Raw genomic sequence first — 15874 nt, forward strand, 5'->3', positions numbered from 1 at the left:
TTCAACCCCTTCTTTCAAAAATGTTATTTACAGCTTCAATCCAAATTTGTTTATAATCTATCTTTGCATCAATCATCATAAAATTTCCGATATTATCAAGCACTAATGCTAACATATGAGCTTTTGAAACTAGATTTTTATTTTCAATTAATTGAAGTTCATTTGCTTTTATAAGGAGTACTTCAAATCCATGTAAGTATTCTGTTTGCACAGTTAGTAATCGATCTTTGTACATCTTGTTTCTTGAAGATAGTAATACATATTCTTGTAACACTCGGTTAAAATAAGGGTCGTTTCGCTGTTCATCAATTATTTTAAGGCCAATTGCAATACATTTTTCAATAAAATTTGATTTTGTAAACTCTTCTGTATGGAAATAAGAAGAGAACTGCATAGCTTTACATAATTCAGTAAAAATACATTCAATTAAAGCATCTTTAGACTTAAAGTAGTAATATATAGATGGTTTTGCGATACCAACCTCCTCACCAATCATCGTATAAGTTGTTTTAACAATACCGTACGTAGCAAAAAGGCGATAACTTGCTTCCATTATTGAAGAGAGTGTTTCTTCACTTTTACTCATATAGATCCTCCTAAAAAAAGGTTATTTAAATCGTATCACTTACAAGTGATTTTTTCAACCTATCGTTAGGTAAAAAATAGTCTGTTTTTTTAAACAGTAATATGAAAAGCTTTAGGGATAAGGAATGGATTTAGAAATTTCTTTCTAAAGTATTGTGTTCACTTTACACATAAATATTGAGAAAATTTCACTTACCCTAAATGGAAAGGTAATAGAAGTGTTCATAGAGAATTACTCGTAGATTCAATTTTTATCCATCCGTTTTGCGGGGAATGATTGCCTAGTGGTAATGGGATAAGGTTGAGCTACTTTATTAGGGGGAGTGGTTCTATGTTTAATAAAAAAATGGTGGCAATGGCAATGACCGTGCCGTTAGTAATGGGGACGATTTCTACGGTTTCGGCATTGGAAAAACAACAGCAAGTAAAGTTAGAAGCTTATTCGCCACAGAAAAAAGCAACTGAATATTTAAAAGAAAATGCTGCGCAGTATGGATTGAAAACAGATCTTTCAGACTTGCAATATATTTCTACAACAGAAACATCAGTAGCTTCATATGTTAGGTTCCAACAAGTTGTTAATGGTGCACCTGTATTTTCAAAACAAATAACAGTTACGCTTAACGGAGAGGGAAAGGGAGTACTCGCTGTTTCTGATTATCAGCCTGTTACAGGTGTGAAGGAAGTAACGACAAAAATTAGTGAAAAAGATGCAATACAAAAATCAATGGCGTATGTTGGAGAAGCAAGTGAGCAAAATTTATGGGCTCCTACAGATAAAGAGTTCGGATATATTGTTGAAGAAGGAATTGCTCGTCCAGTATATAAAGTTGTAGTCCATTCTAATAATCCATTTGGTGCATGGGAAACATTTATTGATGCAGAAAATGGAAAGTTAATTAAAAAGGTTGATATAAACCGAAAAGCTGAAGGGTCAGGAAAAGTATTTTTACCTAACCCAGTCGTATCTAGCGGTAGTAAAGTAGGCTTAAAAGATAATAACGATGCAGATTCAACAGCTCTAACGAACCAACTGAAAACTGTTACGTTAAAAGGTTTAGATGGAACAGGATTTTTAATTGGAGAATATGTAACGATTTCTTCAAAAGCGAAAACAAAATCTACGAATTTACAATTTAACTATACACGCGCAAATGATAGCTTTGAAGATGTTATGTCGTACTATCATATCGACACATTGCAACGTTACATTCAAAGTCTAGGTTTTAAAAATATTAATAACCGTTCGATAAAAGTGAATGTTAATGGTACAACTGATGATAACTCATTCTATTCTCCATCAACAAAAGCTTTAACTTTCGGTACTGGCGGTGTTGATGATGCAGAAGATGCTGGTATTATCGCACATGAGTATGGGCATTCGATTCAAGATAACCAAGTTCCTGGCTTTGGTAGTTCAGCAGAAGGTGGAGCGATGGGAGAAGGATTTGGCGACTTCTTAGGTGCTACATATGAAGATGCAGTATCGACTACTGGATATGGTAAAGCATGTGTTGGAGAATGGGATGCGACAGCTTATTCTAGTTCAGATCCAACATGCTTACGCCGATTAGATACGAATAAAGTATATCCGAAAGATATAACGAATGAAGTGCATGATGATGGTGAAATTTGGGCTCAAGGCCAATACGAAATGGCACAAGCTTTTGGCCGTGATGTAGCAACAAAAATCATTTTACAATCACACTGGTCATTAACACCAAACTCTAAATTCAGTGATGGAGCGAAAGCGATTAAGCAAGCGGATGCTCTTTTATATGGCGGACAACATGCTGCTGATATCGATCGCATTTGGGCAGCGAGAGGCATTAGTACGAATTAATATAAAAAGTCGTGGCATTTATAAGCCACGACTTTTTAATTTGCTTACGAACTGGTACTAGTAAATAAAGCTATATCAATGATAGTGTGAATATATCCGTATCCCATTTACTTTTTAGCTTCTTTAAAAACAAAATGCTCTTTAAATTTTCTAGATTCAACTTTTTGACCATTTCGCATCGATCGGAATGGGTGTTCTTGCCATGTAATAATAACATCAACTTCATCTGCTTTTGTAGCAACGGGTAAATTAGCGTGTTCAAATCCAGTTTTTCCGCTTGCCAAACAACTTTCCTTTAGGGAAAAGAGTTCATATTTCGTTTTCTTATTTGGTTCGTTGCGGAATACTTCGACGTTTACATTATATACTTCACTATTCCCGACATTCTTTACTGAAAAATGATATGTTTGAAATTCATCTTTTTTAGCTTGAAGCATATTCTTGTTTGTTTTTTTCGGTTTATCAATATTCACTTGCCATTGATCAGAGTTTTGAGAGATTGGTAAAGATTTTGGTGAATAGGCATACGTTTCGTTTACTACAATTAAGCAAAACAAAAGGAGAAAGAAACTAATTGCTTTTTGCATATACACACCTCGCTTTAAAATTTTTATTAATATGCGTAAATGAATTAGTTTTTATGTAAAAATTGGAAAATATTAAAGGTGTAATTTTGGATGTAATACATAAGAATATGTATTACAAAATTAACTTTTCACACTTTAGAAGAAGTTAGGAGTTATAAAACCAGAATGTTTCAAAAAAAGCTTGCGTTTTATAAGGCGAGGAGTTAGAATACTCTGTAAATATAAAAAGTGATGATCAGGAAAAGTACATGGTGCAAAGGTCTACAGAGAGCAGCCAGTTGCTGGGAAGGTTGCGATACCGCATGATGGAAAGACACCTGTGAGTGTTGCTTTGAACGTGATTATTAGTAAAAGCAAACGGTACCTACCGTTATCAGGGCTAAGATGGTCAGTATGACAATTTGGGTGGTACCGCGGAAAAAATCCGTCCCTATTTATAGGGGCGGATTTTTGTATTCTTTGAAAGGGGGTGAGTGACCGTGGATGATGACGATGACAACAATAACGTAAATAAATATAAAATTACTGGAGGGAAAAATAATGGATTCAATAATGAAGCGTTCACTCACAAAAGAATGTACAAAGCAAAGTGGAAAGGTTGTATTACTTCAAGGATGGGTAAAAAAGATTCGACATCTTGGAAATGTTAGTTTTTTATTATTACGGGACAGAACAGGAGTAATTCAATGTGTATTAGAAAATGAATTGGCTGGATATAAAGTTGATGTAGAAAGTGTCGTCCACGTAATTGGTGAAATAGTCGAGACATCGAAAACAGAATTGGGTGTTGAAGTACTTGCTCATGAAGTGAAAGTAATAAACGGTGCAGAGCCACTTCCATTTGAAATAAATAAAAAGAAGTTACAAGTTGGCTTAGATCAACTACTTAATGAGCGAGTAATATCATTAAGGCATGAGCGAACCGCAGCGATTTTTAAAGTGAAATCTACACTCGTTCAGAGTTTTAGTGAATTTCTTATAGAGAACGATTTCACACGGATCTTTACGCCGAAAATTGTTTCGCAAGGGGCAGAAGGAGGAGCAAATGTTTTTAAGCTTCCATACTTCCAAAAAGAAGCTTATTTAGCACAATCACCACAGTTCTATAAGCAAATGATGGTGGCAGGTGGGTTAGAACGAGTTTTTGAAATTGCACCTGTATATAGAGCGGAACATCATAATTCTTCCCGTCATTTGAATGAATATATATCGTTAGACGTAGAGCTTGGTTTTATTCATGATTTTTATGAAGTGATGCAACTAGAAACGGATGTTTTACGATATATGTTTCAACAAGTAGCGAAAAAATGTGAAATAGAACTACAACTATTACAAATAGAAGTACCTGTTATTACTGAAATACCTAAAATTACATTGTTAGAAGCACAAGAAATTTTGAAAAGTAAGTATCGTAAAGAATCTCCTGTAGGGGATTTAGATACAGAAGGTGAAAAGTTACTAGGGAAATATGTGAAGGAAATATATAATAGTGAATTTGTTTTTATTACGCATTATCCGAAAAAAGCGAGACCGATGTATACGATGCCGAATAAAGAGAATCCAGCTATTACTGATTCATTCGACTTATTATATAAAGGATTAGAAATAACGTCAGGGGCACAGCGAATTCATAATTATGAAATGTTACTCGCTTCGTTTAAAGAAAAAGGATTACACCCAGATAAATTTCAATCTTATTTAAATACATTTCGATATGGTTGTCCACCACATGGAGGTTTCGGAATTGGGTTAGAAAGGGTTGTATATAAACTTTTAGAATTAACAAATGTACGAGAGGCGAGTGCTTTTCCGAGAGATTGTACTCGTCTCATACCGTAAAAAGAATCTTCGCGATTATCGCGAAGATTCTTTTTTTATAGTTCGTTTAAAAAGGTGAAAATATAGACTCTTTCTTTTTCTAATAAGCTTAGTAAAAGTCAGTTGAAATATGAACCATTTCGACAAAAAAATCAATATACACTTGACAGTTACAAATATAACAGATATACTTCATATTAATTTCAAAAGAAAATATATTCTAAATATTAAAATGTGTTGAATAGGAGTAGTAAGGTCATGTATTTGTACAGAGAGCTATGGGTTGGTGTGACATAGTCAAATGACATCCTGAACTCGCCTAGGAGCAGTAAGGTGGAACGGAATTACATTCTTAGTAAATCTTAACGGTTAACCTTCGATATTAGGTTTGTAATCAAACGATTACTACTAAGGTGGATTCATAATGGAATCAATAAGGGTGGTACCGCGTTAAGTAAATGGCTTAGCGTCTCTTTATATAGAGATGCTAGGCCATTTTTTTATTATATGGAAGAAGAAATGGAGGGTTTATTTGAATAGGTTTATAAAATTTATTTATTTATATAAAAAGATTTAATTAGGAGGAAAATGAGATGAAACAGACGGAGCAATGGACTTCGAAATTAGGTTTTATAATGGCGGCAGCCGGATCAGCAATTGGACTTGGTGCGATATGGAAGTTCCCTTATATCGCTGGGAAGAGTGGGGGAGGAGCGTTCTTTTTAATATTTATATTATTTACTGTTTTAATTGGACTACCGCTACTTATAGCTGAATTTATGATTGGACGCAGTACGCAGAAACAAGCAGTTGGAGCATTTAAAAGCATCGCACCAAATACAGGATGGCATTGGATTGGACGCCTTGGTGTTGGAACTTGTTTTATACTACTTTCGTTTTATAGTGTTGTAGGTGGATGGGTATTAATTTATTTATTCAGAGGAATAACTGGACAACTGATTACTCCAGGACAAAATTACGGTACATTATTTACTGAAACAATTGGGAATCCTGCTTGGGCTATTATGGGACATTTCGCTTTTATGTTCATTACGATATGGGTTGTATCAAAGGGTGTACAAAACGGAATTGAAAAAGCAAGTAAATATATGTTGCCAGCATTGTTCGTTTTATTTGTCGCTCTTATTATTCGTTCGTTAACACTTGATGATGCAATGAAAGGTGTGAAGTTTTTCTTACAACCAGATTTCTCAAAGATTACTTCGGAAAGTATTTTGTTCGCAATGGGGCAATCATTCTTTGCAATTAGTATCGGGATTTCAATTATGGTTACGTATAGTTCCTATTTAAATAAAAAAGAAAGTTTACCAAAATCAGCAATAACAATTGTTGGATTAAATTTATTTGTTTCATTATTTGCAGGTCTTGCTATTTTTCCAGCCGTATTTTCATTAGGAATGGAGCCAACAGAAGGACCTGGATTACTATTTATCGTATTACCATCTGTATTTAGTCAAATCCCATTTGGTGGATTTTTCTTAACAGTATTTCTTGCACTATTTACATTTGCGACATTAACATCAGCATTTTCTCTACTAGAAACTGTTGTTTCAGCATTAGCAAATGGTGAACAAGAAAGAAGAACGAAATTATCATGGATGATCGGCTTCGGCATTTTCTTAGTAGGTATACCATCTGCGTTATCATTTGGAGTATGGAGTGATATTACGATTTTTGGAAAGAATATTTTTGATGCAGTAGACTTTTTATCTAGTAATATATTAATGCCACTTGGAGCACTATTTATTAGTATTTTCGTTTCATTCAAAATGGAGAAGAAGGTACTAGAAGCAGAGTTTTTTGTAGGTGGAAATTATGGAAAGAAAGTATTTACTTGTTGGGCATTTTTACTTCGATTTGTAGCACCACTTGCAATAATTATCGTCTTTTTAAATGTAATAGGGATTATTTAATACTAAATGTTATAATATTCAGTAAAAAAGGGGTGATGATCATAAAGGAAAATTTGATAGAAGCAGGGAAATATATGAATATTAGAGGGAAAAAGCTATACGTTGAAACACATGGAAATCTTAAAAATAAGCCAGTCTTATACTTGCATGGTGGACCAGGAGAAAGTTGTTATGATTTTTCATTTCATCAAGCGGAACGTTTAAAAGATTCTCTATATGTAATTATGATAGATCAAAGAGGTGTTTGTCGCTCAGAAGAAATTACTGAAGACGAAGCTTTTGGATTAAATGATTTGATTGAAGACTGTGAGGAATTAAAAAAAGTATTACAAATTGAGAAGTGGTCTATAATTGGACACTCTTTCGGTGGATATGTAGCATTGCTTTATGCGTCGATATATCCAAGTTCAATAGAGAAAATAATATTTGAAGGACCAACTTTTAATTTTTCATTAACAAGTAGGGCTTTGTTACAAAAGACAGGGCATTTATTAAAAAAGTATGGAAAAGAAGAAATAGCAAAAGAATGCTTTGCTTATTCATCTAGCGATGCTAGTTCAGAAGAGTTGTTAGAAGCTTATATAAGATTAAGCGCTGAATTAGAAGAAAAAAGAATGGAGATTTACAATAATAAGGAAGATAGGACAGATGAGAGTTTATACAGTGATGAAGAGTGGGAAAAATTTTCAAATCGCTCCAAAATTCACTTTGATAGATTAAAATTAGAGGGAGCATGTCATACATCATTATTATCAAAAATAAAAGATGTACAAAATCTAATGTTATTAATAGTAGGAAAACATGATGTAGTAACGTGTGAAGAACAAATTAAAACATTTAATAAAGATGCCCGAAACGGCAAGTATATCGTATTTGAAGAGAGCGGTCATTCACCTCATTATGAGGAAGCAGATAGATTTGCAGAAACAGTCATACATTTTTTGAAATGAAGAAAAGGGTGCTTCTATAAATGAGAGGCACCCTTTCTAAATTTCTGGATATGTGATTGTGATGTTAGGCCACTTACTTTGCCAATTCTTTTTTATAACTCTGTTTTTGTACATATGTAATCGTTCTTTCGATTCAAGAAAATGAGCTGTTGGTTTCACTTGTAAGGTAAGGACATCTTCAATACCACATGGGGCTGTTAAGATAACGTTGTTTAGTTCATCAAGTGTAACTCCTAAAGCCGTTGCTGTTTCAGGGAATTTAGAAATAGCATTAACAGAAGAAGAATATGGTGGCATATTATTCACTACATGCATACGAGCTTGATTTTTTACAGACCAAGGGATAGTAGCATCAATATTCATTAATTTCGTTTCTAATGATTGTTCGTATATCTCATCTTGATGTAGACTATCATAATAAATCACATCAACATCAGGCATAGCCGTTTTAGCTTCATAGTCATGTAAAGTATCCCAAATTTTAGAACGAACAAATCCGGCACAAATCCACCAATCAGGTAGCTCTAGTGATTTTGCCATTTGTAATATATTCATCATCCATTCGTCGTTTTCTATTAAGCGAATTATATCTTTCTCTGTTTTGATCTTCATTGATAAATTCACCTTTCTAGTAAATTAATGCATCAGTTCAATAATCCATAAAATCCAGTAAGCACCTGGTACAAATAGCAGTTGTGCTAATAATGTGCCGAGAAGTCTAGAAATCATTAGCCAACCATACATTTTACTCATAGATTCAGCACCGCTTTCTGATTGTAGAGCACGTTCTGTTAAAAGAGCAATGCGTGGATCGAGTAATACAGTTAATAAAATAGTGGCGAAACCATTTACAAGGCCAGAAGCTGTACTTGCATTTGTTGCATAATCTGGATTTAAAAAAGAAGCGTAAAGGGCTGAAAGTACCCCTGCTGTATAAATAGCAGTAGCAAACATGTTAATAAGCATAATACGCTTTGGAATACCACCGATACGCAGTCTATGAATCATTTCTAACTTTGGAAAACGGACATATTTTTTTGTGTACTTTAATTTTTGAATGTTATTCGTTTTCATCATTCGAATGAAAGAACCGTCTGTTTCAAAGTTTTGAATGACATATCCAAATAATTTTGTCAAAGTTGGATAAAGAATGATCGCGATTAAAGTACCGATAGAAGCCGATAATAGTACGAGTCGTATAATATGCTCTAAATTAATAGAAGAATCTAGTTTTGCTTCATCGACAATACCACCGATTAAAAAGGCTTGTAGTAAGTTTGATGTTCTTGAAATAAGTAACACCATTCCTACAACAGACAAGGCAACCGCAATCTTCTTTAAACGTACTCCAGCTAATCGAATACTATAAGAGCTTGTTTCAACTGCGTGGATCACAATTGTGAAAGCCATTATAAAAATTAACGTAATTGACATTTGTTTCACCAGTTTCTATTAAAATAATTGTAACTTTTTTACTGTATCATATCTATCGTATTTTGTAACTGAAAGTATGTGACATATGGAAATTGATTTTTCGAAAAAATAGATAATAATAGTATAATAGGGAGAAGTGGAAGAGATGTTAGCACTTATTTATACAGCAAATTAAGTGGAGGAATGAAGCATGTATAAAACATTTCTATTTGATTTAGATGGAACTTTAACTGATCCGAAAGAAGGGATTGTAAACTCGGTTTTATATGCATTAAAAAAAGTAGGAATTGAAGAAGTACATATAAGTGAGTTAGATTCATTTATAGGTCCTCCTATTCAGCAATCATTCATAGAGAGATATAATATGAGTGAAGGAGAGGTTGAACGTGCTGTTTTTTACTTCCGTGAGTATTTAAAGCAGCGTGGATTGTTTGAAAATAATGTATACGAGGGGATTCTGAAGCTCTTGCAACAATTAAAAAGTTCAGGGAATCGCATATTCGTAGCAACTTCAAAGCCCACTGTATTTGCGAAACAAGTTATAGAGCATTTTCAATTAACGAATTATTTCGAAGACATCATTGGAAGTAATTTAGATGGTACGAGAATAAAAAAAGAAGAAATAATTGCTCATATTTTACAAACACATGAAGAACTAAATAAAGAAGAAATGATAATGATTGGTGATAGAAAGCACGATATAATAGGTGCAAATCAGAATGGAATTGCTTCAATTGGTGTTTTATATGGCTATGGCTGTGAAAAAGAACTGACTGAAGTTAGTGCGACCTACATAGTGAAAGATGTTGAAGAACTGTATCATTTTTGTGTAGAGAAAAATTTAATACAGCAGTAAATATAGATTCTAGCAATCCCTTTATAACGTATGACGATGAATTCGTTTCTGTTTAAAGGGATTTTTCATATGTAATCGAATAATTATAATTAGACATTTTTAGCATAAAAATTTGTATGAATAAGAGGAGGGATGTCAGAATTGAAAGGTTAGTAGAAATTTATCAATAAAATTTAGAATATTCTGTTTAATGGAGGGGTAAAATTGGAGTTAGTTATTATATTATTAGCACTAAGTTTACTTATGTTCGTAGCATACAGAGGTTTTTCTGTTATTTTATTCGCGCCGATATTTGCATTATTTGCAGTATTTTTGACAGAACCTAGTTATGTATTACCTTTCTTTTCTAATATCTTTATGGAGAAAATGGTTGGATTTATAAAATTATATTTTCCTGTGTTTTTATTAGGAGCAATATTTGGAAAAGTAGTGGAAATGTCAGGAATTGCAGATTCTATCGCAAAAACAATTATTGAGTTAGTTGGTGAAAAACGTACTATATTAGCGATTGTATTAATGGGGGCTATTTTAACGTATAGTGGTGTTAGTGTGTATGTAGTAGTGTTTGCTGTTTATCCGTTCGCAGCTAAGTTGTTTCGACAAGCTAATATTCCAAAGCGTTTAATCCCTGGAACGATTGTTCTTGGAGCAGTAACGTTTACAATGGATGCGCTACCTGGATCACCACAAATTCAAAATGTAATACCTACAACATTTTTTAAAACGGATATTTATGCTGCACCGATACTTGGGATTGTAGGAGCAATTTTTGTTCTTACATTAGGTTTACTATATTTAGAGAGTAGACGTAAGAAGGCAAAAGCAGCAGGTGAAGGATATTTTGGTTTTAATGATGGAAATACTGAAATGGCAGCATCTTTGCAAGTAGAACAAAAAAATATGCCATTAATTAATAACATTGAAATCACAAGAGCACAACAACTTATTGCATTTATACCACTTATTTTAGTAGGTGTAATGAATAAAGTGTTTACTATTATGATACCGAAGTGGTATCCAAGCGGTTTTGATTTTTCTGCAATTGGTATGAAAGCATTTGGAAAAGTAGAATTAAGTGCAGTAGTAGGAATTTGGTCTGTAGAATTGGCACTTATTATAGGAATCTTAACAACGTTATTATTATATTGGAAGCGAGTAGTAACAGGTTTCCAAGCTGGATTGAATACAAGTATTGGTGGAGCGCTACTTGCAACGATGAATACAGGAGCTGAGTTTGGATTCGGTGGTGTCATTGCAGCACTTCCAGGCTTCGCAATTATGAGAGATGGCATCTCTGCTACTTTCACAAATCCGTTAGTGAATGGTGCAGTAACGACGAATATTTTAGCTGGAATTACAGGCTCGGCATCAGGAGGAATGGGAATAGTATTAAGCGCAATGGGAGACAAATTTATTGCAGCGGCCAATCAATTTGATATTCCATTAGAAGTTATGCACCGTATCGTATCAATGGCATCAGGAGGAATGGATACACTACCACATAACGGGGCTATTATTACTATTCTTACAGTAACAGGATTAACTCATAAACAGTCATATAAAGATATATTTGCTATTACAATTTTGAAAACGGTTGCTGTATTTTTAGTTATCGCATTCTATACTTTAACAGGACTCTATTAAAAAATTTGAATCGTAAAGATTCATCAAATCGATAATTTATATTATAAAATATTAATTAGGATAAGAAGGGGTGGGGGACTTGCAGGAGGTTTCTGAGTTTCGTATGCCAAAGTCGGTATTATATGGAAGGAATTCGCTTGAAAAACTGGGAGAACAATCAAAAAAGTTAGGGAAAAAAGCTTTTATAGTTACTGATACAATTATGGAGAAATTAGGATATGTTGAAAAGTGTATGCAACAACTAAATAAGAAAGGTATTACTGTTAGCACATATAATAAAGTGGATGCTGAGCCTACAAATATACACGTATTAGAAGCGTTATCTCTTTGTAAAGAGGAAAAGTGCGATTTTATTATCGGTATTGGTGGTGGAAGTTGTATTGATGCTGCGAAAGCGGTAGCGGTTTTATATAAAAATGGTGGAGAAGTTGAGGATTATGTCCAAAAGGATATTGAAATAGAAAACAATCCACTACCACTTATTGCAATTCCAACAACTTCTGGTACTGGTTCGGAAGTTACAAGTGTAGCAGTAATTACGAATAAAAAAACAGATGTAAAAATGATGATGAAGCATCCTAGTTTTATACCGAAAGTAGCAATTATAGATCCAGTTTTGACAAGTTCGTTACCACCACAAATTACGGCAGCAACAGGAATAGATGCGTTATGTCATGCGATTGAAGCTTATATTTCTAAATTTTCACAACCACTTACAGATGTACTTGCTCTTTCAGCTATTGAAAGTATTATGAAATATTTACGTATAGCATATGAAGATGGACATAATATGGAGGCAAGAGAAGCGATGATGATTGCTTCCTTACAAGCTGGAATTGCATTTTCGAATGCATCAGTTACATTAGTTCATGGAATGTCAAGGCCAGTGGGAGCATTATTTCATGTACCGCATGGAATATCAAATGCCATACTATTACCTACAGTGTTAGAGTTTACAAAAACAAGTGCAGTGAAAAGGTTAGCAAAAATTGGACGTAACTTAAATAAGGATTTGTATTCGAATTCTGATGAGGAAGTAGCAGACTACACGATTGGGGAAATAAAAAAGCTTTGCTATGATCTTCGTATTCCAAATTTAAAAGAATACGGTATCGATGAAATTGAATTTGAAAATGCTATCTCTAAAATGGCATCAGATGCAATTGAAAGTGGTAGCCCAGCTAATAACCCACGTGTTCCATCATATGATGAAATCAAAGAGTTGTATCGAGAGTGTTTTAATTATAAGTATAAAGAATTTATAAAAATATCAGATTATTAATTTCAGAATATTCTATAAAAATTTCCTTGGAAATGAAAGTACAATTATTCTATATTATTACGTTAAAACAAGACTTTATATTCCAAACTTAAAGTCTTGTTTTATTGTGTATAATATACATAATAAAACGTTGTTATTAGTTTTATAAAAAAAGTTTAGGTAGGTGTTTATATGAAAACGATAGGTCTTATAGGTGGTATGAGTTGGGAATCAACTTCTGAATATTATCGAATTATTAATGAAGAAATAAAAGAGAGATTAGGAGGGCTACATTCAGCAAAATGTTTGATTAATAGTGTGGATTTTGAAGAGATTGAACGATGTCAGTCTAGCGGAGATTGGGATGGTGCTGGAGAAATTCTAGGGAATGCGGCATATTCATTACAAAAGGGAGGAGCAGACTTTATAATCATTTGTACAAATACAATGCATAAGGTAGTTGGAAAAATAAAGGCCAAAATTGATATTCCAGTCTTACATATTGCTGATGCAACTGCAAAAGAAATTAAAAGAAAAGACATTCAAAAGGTTGGTCTGCTTGGAACTAAATATACAATGGAGCAAGATTTCTATAAGTCACGTATTGAAGAGCATGATATAAAAGTAATAGTACCATCAGAAAAAAATAGAAAAGAAATAAATAAAGTAATATATACAGAATTATGTTTAGGAAAAATAGTATCTCAATCTAGAGAATATTATAAAAGAGTCATCGAAGAGTTAGTGCAAAAAGGAGCACAGGGAATCATATTAGGTTGTACAGAAATAGGGTTATTAATAAAGCAAGAAAACGTATCTGTCCCGATATTTGATACAACTCATATACATGCAATTGAAGCAGTCAAGGTAGCTCTAGATAGAGTATAATTATATTATGTAAACTTTATTCGTATATCTGGAAAACATTCAGAAAATATTTTATAATGTAAGTGGTTACATTTAAGGGGGAATGCGTATGTTTTCAGTTCAACCAATCGCATTTGTACATAATGAAAGAAAGGAAATAAAAGATGATGAGTGGGGAGAAGTAAGATCTCGTATAACTTTAACTGAAATGTATGCAGAAGAGAGTATACAAGGGGTTGAAGATTTTTCTCATATTGAAGTTGTTTTTTATTTTCATAAAGTAACTGACGAGCAAATTCAGTATTTTGCTAGACATCCTAGAAATAATAAGGATTATCCTGAAGTAGGTATTTTTGCACAGCGCGGGAAAAATCGCCCAAATCGCATAGGTGTAACAATTGTAAAGGTGATCAAAAGAGAAGGTAAATCAATTATTGTTGAGGGATTAGATGCTATTGATGGCACTCCTATATTGGATATAAAACCAATAATGAAAGAGTTTATGCCGACAGAAGAAATACACCAGCCTAAATGGGCAACGGATATAATGAGACAGTATTGGAAGGGGAATGGAGTAAAATGAGAATATATGAGGCAACAATTGCAGATTTAGATGGACTAGCATCAGTTTTTAATAACTATCGCATGTTTTATAGGCAAGATTCTGATTTAGAAGGGGCAAAAGTATTTTTACGAAATAGAATTGAGAAAAAAGAGTCTGTTATTTTCGTAGCAGTTGAAGACGGCGAATATATTGGGTTCACGCAACTATATCCATCATTTTCTTCTATTTCAATGAAAGAATTATGGATTTTAAATGATTTATTTGTACAAGCGGCGAAGCGTGGAGCCGGAACAGGTAAAAAATTATTAGAAGCTGCTAAAGAATACGCATTAGAAAATGGAGCAAAAGGTGTAAAGCTGCAAACGGAGATTGATAATTTATCAGCACAACGATTATACGCTGAAAATGGTTATTTGAGAGATAATCGTTATTTCCATTACGAATTAACGTTTTAAAAAATTAAGTTGAAAGAGACATTTTCAAGAAAAAGAATTTCTTTGTAATGAGAAATTCTTTTTTATTTTTGCCTAAATTAAAAAACATGACGAAAATAAAACGATATTTATTTATTGTTAAACAATAAATATTGTGATAAAATTATGTTGCCATTAAATAAGTGAGGTATTGTAAATGAATCTTAAACGAAGTTCAACAACGTTCTTAAAAGTAATTATTTTTCTTGCTGGAATTTCAGTACTTGCTTTATGCATATTTTTAGTGCCGGAAATGGCGAATTTCGCAGCAAATTTGTATCCTAATATTGCTCCGATGAAATATCTTGTTTTCATTGTGATGTATGGAGCAGCTGTGCCTTTTTACGTTGCTCTTTATCAGGCTTTCAATCTTTTACAGTACATTGATGAGAACACAGCGTTCTCGGAATTATCAGTAAAGGCGTTAAAGAATATAAAGCGCTGTGCAATTACAATCAGTGGTTTGTATGTATTAAGTTTACCACTTTTTCATTTTATAGCGAAAAAAATGGACCCTCCTATTGGGCTAGTGGGACTCATTATCGTTTTTGCTTCGCTCGTTATCGCCGTTTTTGCTGCTATCCTCCAACGACTTCTACAAGAGGCAATTAACATAAAATCAGAAAATGATTTGACGGTCTGAGGTGGCGGATATGACAATCATTATTAATATTGACGTCATGTTAGCAAAACGAAAAATGAGTGTAACGGAGCTTTCGGAGAGGGTTGGAATTACGATGGCGAATCTTTCTATTTTGAAAAATGGGAAAGCAAAAGCGGTTCGTTTTTCAACATTAGAAGCGATATGTAAAGCTTTGGAGTGTCAGCCAGGGGATATTTTGGAGTATAAAAACGATGAGAATACTCAATAAAAACAGATAACAAATGTAAATAATAGAAGTCAATAAAGAAGGGATAGCCACTAAGCTATTCCTTCTTTACGTTAATTGCTGTTACTAATAAAAAATATAATTTGAATTGCAATGTTTGCGTATCAAAAGGGAACTTGCTACCTTTTGAGGTGATCCGTTTTGTGGAATACAATTATTTGCCAAAA

At 33.4% G+C, this 15874-nt stretch carries 16 protein-coding genes and 2 other annotated features; of the genes, 12 read left to right on the plus strand and 4 right to left on the minus strand.

Going from position 1 to position 15874, the window contains the following annotated elements; genetic code table 11:
- Position 1: 1 nt before the first annotated feature.
- Entirely contained in the window at positions 2 to 586 is a 585-nt protein-coding gene (locus HFD78_RS14390) for a TetR/AcrR family transcriptional regulator (protein ID WP_000045222.1), read from the minus strand.
- Positions 587 to 916: 330 nt separating this feature from the next.
- On the opposite strand from HFD78_RS14390, the gene HFD78_RS14395 reads away from it, so the two are divergent.
- Positions 917 to 2428 (plus strand): M36 family metallopeptidase, encoded by a 1512-nt coding sequence (locus HFD78_RS14395; RefSeq protein ID WP_000482274.1) that lies wholly within the window; start codon positions 917 to 919, stop codon positions 2426 to 2428.
- Positions 2429 to 2535: 107 nt separating this feature from the next.
- On the opposite strand, the gene HFD78_RS14400 is transcribed toward HFD78_RS14395, so the two are convergent.
- Complete coding sequence (locus tag HFD78_RS14400; RefSeq protein ID WP_001167907.1) at positions 2536 to 3015, minus strand: hypothetical protein; 480 nt, start codon at positions 3013 to 3015, stop codon at positions 2536 to 2538.
- Between the two features lie 222 nt (positions 3016 to 3237).
- Positions 3238 to 3450: a binding site (T-box leader), on the plus strand.
- A 105-nt stretch (positions 3451 to 3555) separates the two neighbouring features.
- Here HFD78_RS14400 and aspS point away from each other — a divergent pair.
- The 3 genes from aspS to HFD78_RS14415 all read left to right on the plus strand — a co-directional run bounded on the left by aspS (position 3556) and on the right by HFD78_RS14415 (position 7717).
- Positions 3556 to 4854, plus strand: coding sequence for an aspartate--tRNA(Asn) ligase (aspS, locus tag HFD78_RS14405; protein ID WP_000377345.1), 1299 nt, complete (start codon positions 3556 to 3558; stop codon positions 4852 to 4854).
- Between the two features lie 207 nt (positions 4855 to 5061).
- Positions 5062 to 5310: a binding site (T-box leader), on the plus strand.
- A gap of 116 nt (positions 5311 to 5426) precedes the next feature.
- Positions 5427 to 6767 (plus strand): sodium-dependent transporter, encoded by a 1341-nt coding sequence (locus tag HFD78_RS14410; protein WP_000814542.1) that lies wholly within the window; start codon positions 5427 to 5429, stop codon positions 6765 to 6767.
- A 74-nt stretch (positions 6768 to 6841) separates the two neighbouring features.
- Positions 6842 to 7717 carry an alpha/beta fold hydrolase gene (locus HFD78_RS14415; RefSeq protein WP_191968082.1) on the plus strand — a complete coding sequence of 292 codons (876 nt, stop codon included), beginning with the start codon at positions 6842 to 6844 and terminating at the stop codon, positions 7715 to 7717.
- A gap of 36 nt (positions 7718 to 7753) precedes the next feature.
- Here HFD78_RS14415 and HFD78_RS14420 read toward each other — a convergent pair whose 3' ends face one another.
- Positions 7754 to 8329: a nucleotidyltransferase family protein gene (locus tag HFD78_RS14420; protein WP_000695353.1), complete on the minus strand. Its 576-nt coding sequence runs from the start codon at positions 8327 to 8329 to the stop codon at positions 7754 to 7756.
- A 24-nt stretch (positions 8330 to 8353) separates the two neighbouring features.
- Complete coding sequence (locus tag HFD78_RS14425) at positions 8354 to 9151, minus strand: lipid II flippase Amj family protein (protein WP_000028915.1); 798 nt, start codon at positions 9149 to 9151, stop codon at positions 8354 to 8356.
- 190 nt (positions 9152 to 9341) lie between these two features.
- Between HFD78_RS14425 and HFD78_RS14430 the strand changes: the two genes are divergently transcribed.
- From HFD78_RS14430 to HFD78_RS14465, 8 genes are all read left to right on the plus strand, one after another.
- Entirely contained in the window at positions 9342 to 10007 is a 666-nt protein-coding gene (locus HFD78_RS14430; RefSeq protein ID WP_000278478.1) for an HAD family hydrolase, read from the plus strand.
- Between the two features lie 204 nt (positions 10008 to 10211).
- Positions 10212 to 11651, plus strand: coding sequence for a GntP family permease (locus tag HFD78_RS14435; RefSeq protein WP_000424327.1), 1440 nt, complete (start codon positions 10212 to 10214; stop codon positions 11649 to 11651).
- 79 nt (positions 11652 to 11730) lie between these two features.
- A complete protein-coding gene (locus tag HFD78_RS14440; RefSeq protein WP_033667951.1) occupies positions 11731 to 12933 on the plus strand; it encodes an iron-containing alcohol dehydrogenase in 1203 nt (400 codons plus the stop codon).
- 171 nt (positions 12934 to 13104) lie between these two features.
- On the plus strand, positions 13105 to 13800 hold the full coding sequence (locus HFD78_RS14445; protein ID WP_000848569.1) for an aspartate/glutamate racemase family protein: 696 nt from the start codon (positions 13105 to 13107) through the stop codon (positions 13798 to 13800).
- An 88-nt stretch (positions 13801 to 13888) separates the two neighbouring features.
- Complete coding sequence (locus HFD78_RS14450) at positions 13889 to 14362, plus strand: SAM-dependent methyltransferase (RefSeq protein ID WP_000493255.1); 474 nt, start codon at positions 13889 to 13891, stop codon at positions 14360 to 14362.
- Positions 14359 to 14799, plus strand: coding sequence for a GNAT family N-acetyltransferase (locus HFD78_RS14455; protein WP_001223866.1), 441 nt, complete (start codon positions 14359 to 14361; stop codon positions 14797 to 14799). The genes HFD78_RS14450 and HFD78_RS14455 overlap by 4 nt, the downstream gene beginning before the upstream one ends.
- A 175-nt stretch (positions 14800 to 14974) precedes the next feature.
- Positions 14975 to 15460 carry a DUF2975 domain-containing protein gene (locus HFD78_RS14460; RefSeq protein WP_001050149.1) on the plus strand — a complete coding sequence of 162 codons (486 nt, stop codon included), beginning with the start codon at positions 14975 to 14977 and terminating at the stop codon, positions 15458 to 15460.
- A gap of 10 nt (positions 15461 to 15470) precedes the next feature.
- On the plus strand, positions 15471 to 15689 hold the full coding sequence (locus HFD78_RS14465; protein WP_000152538.1) for a helix-turn-helix domain-containing protein: 219 nt from the start codon (positions 15471 to 15473) through the stop codon (positions 15687 to 15689).
- Positions 15690 to 15874: the final 185 nt, after the last annotated feature.

The organism is Bacillus sp. EKM501B (assembly GCF_011800505.1).
GTDB lineage: Bacteria > Bacillota > Bacilli > Bacillales > Bacillaceae_G > Bacillus_A > Bacillus_A cereus.

Bases quoted from the DNA above. Each gene is read 5' to 3' on its own strand.
- HFD78_RS14455 (WP_001223866.1), top strand. From the start codon at position 14,359: ATGAGAATATATGAGGCAACAATTGCAGATTTAGATGGACTAGCATCA.
- HFD78_RS14445 (WP_000848569.1), top strand. From the start codon at position 13,105: ATGAAAACGATAGGTCTTATAGGTGGTATGAGTTGGGAATCAACTTCT.
- HFD78_RS14400 (WP_001167907.1), bottom strand. From the start codon at position 3,015: ATGCAAAAAGCAATTAGTTTCTTTCTCCTTTTGTTTTGCTTAATTGTA.
- HFD78_RS14410 (WP_000814542.1), top strand. From the start codon at position 5,427: ATGAAACAGACGGAGCAATGGACTTCGAAATTAGGTTTTATAATGGCG.
- HFD78_RS14460 (WP_001050149.1), top strand. From the start codon at position 14,975: ATGAATCTTAAACGAAGTTCAACAACGTTCTTAAAAGTAATTATTTTT.
- HFD78_RS14425 (WP_000028915.1), bottom strand. From the start codon at position 9,151: ATGTCAATTACGTTAATTTTTATAATGGCTTTCACAATTGTGATCCAC.
- HFD78_RS14465 (WP_000152538.1), top strand. From the start codon at position 15,471: ATGACAATCATTATTAATATTGACGTCATGTTAGCAAAACGAAAAATG.
- HFD78_RS14430 (WP_000278478.1), top strand. From the start codon at position 9,342: ATGTATAAAACATTTCTATTTGATTTAGATGGAACTTTAACTGATCCG.
- HFD78_RS14420 (WP_000695353.1), bottom strand. From the start codon at position 8,329: ATGAAGATCAAAACAGAGAAAGATATAATTCGCTTAATAGAAAACGAC.
- HFD78_RS14450 (WP_000493255.1), top strand. From the start codon at position 13,889: ATGTTTTCAGTTCAACCAATCGCATTTGTACATAATGAAAGAAAGGAA.
- HFD78_RS14390 (WP_000045222.1), bottom strand. From the start codon at position 586: ATGAGTAAAAGTGAAGAAACACTCTCTTCAATAATGGAAGCAAGTTAT.
- aspS (WP_000377345.1), top strand. From the start codon at position 3,556: ATGGATTCAATAATGAAGCGTTCACTCACAAAAGAATGTACAAAGCAA.
- HFD78_RS14395 (WP_000482274.1), top strand. From the start codon at position 917: ATGTTTAATAAAAAAATGGTGGCAATGGCAATGACCGTGCCGTTAGTA.
- HFD78_RS14415 (WP_191968082.1), top strand. From the start codon at position 6,842: ATGAATATTAGAGGGAAAAAGCTATACGTTGAAACACATGGAAATCTT.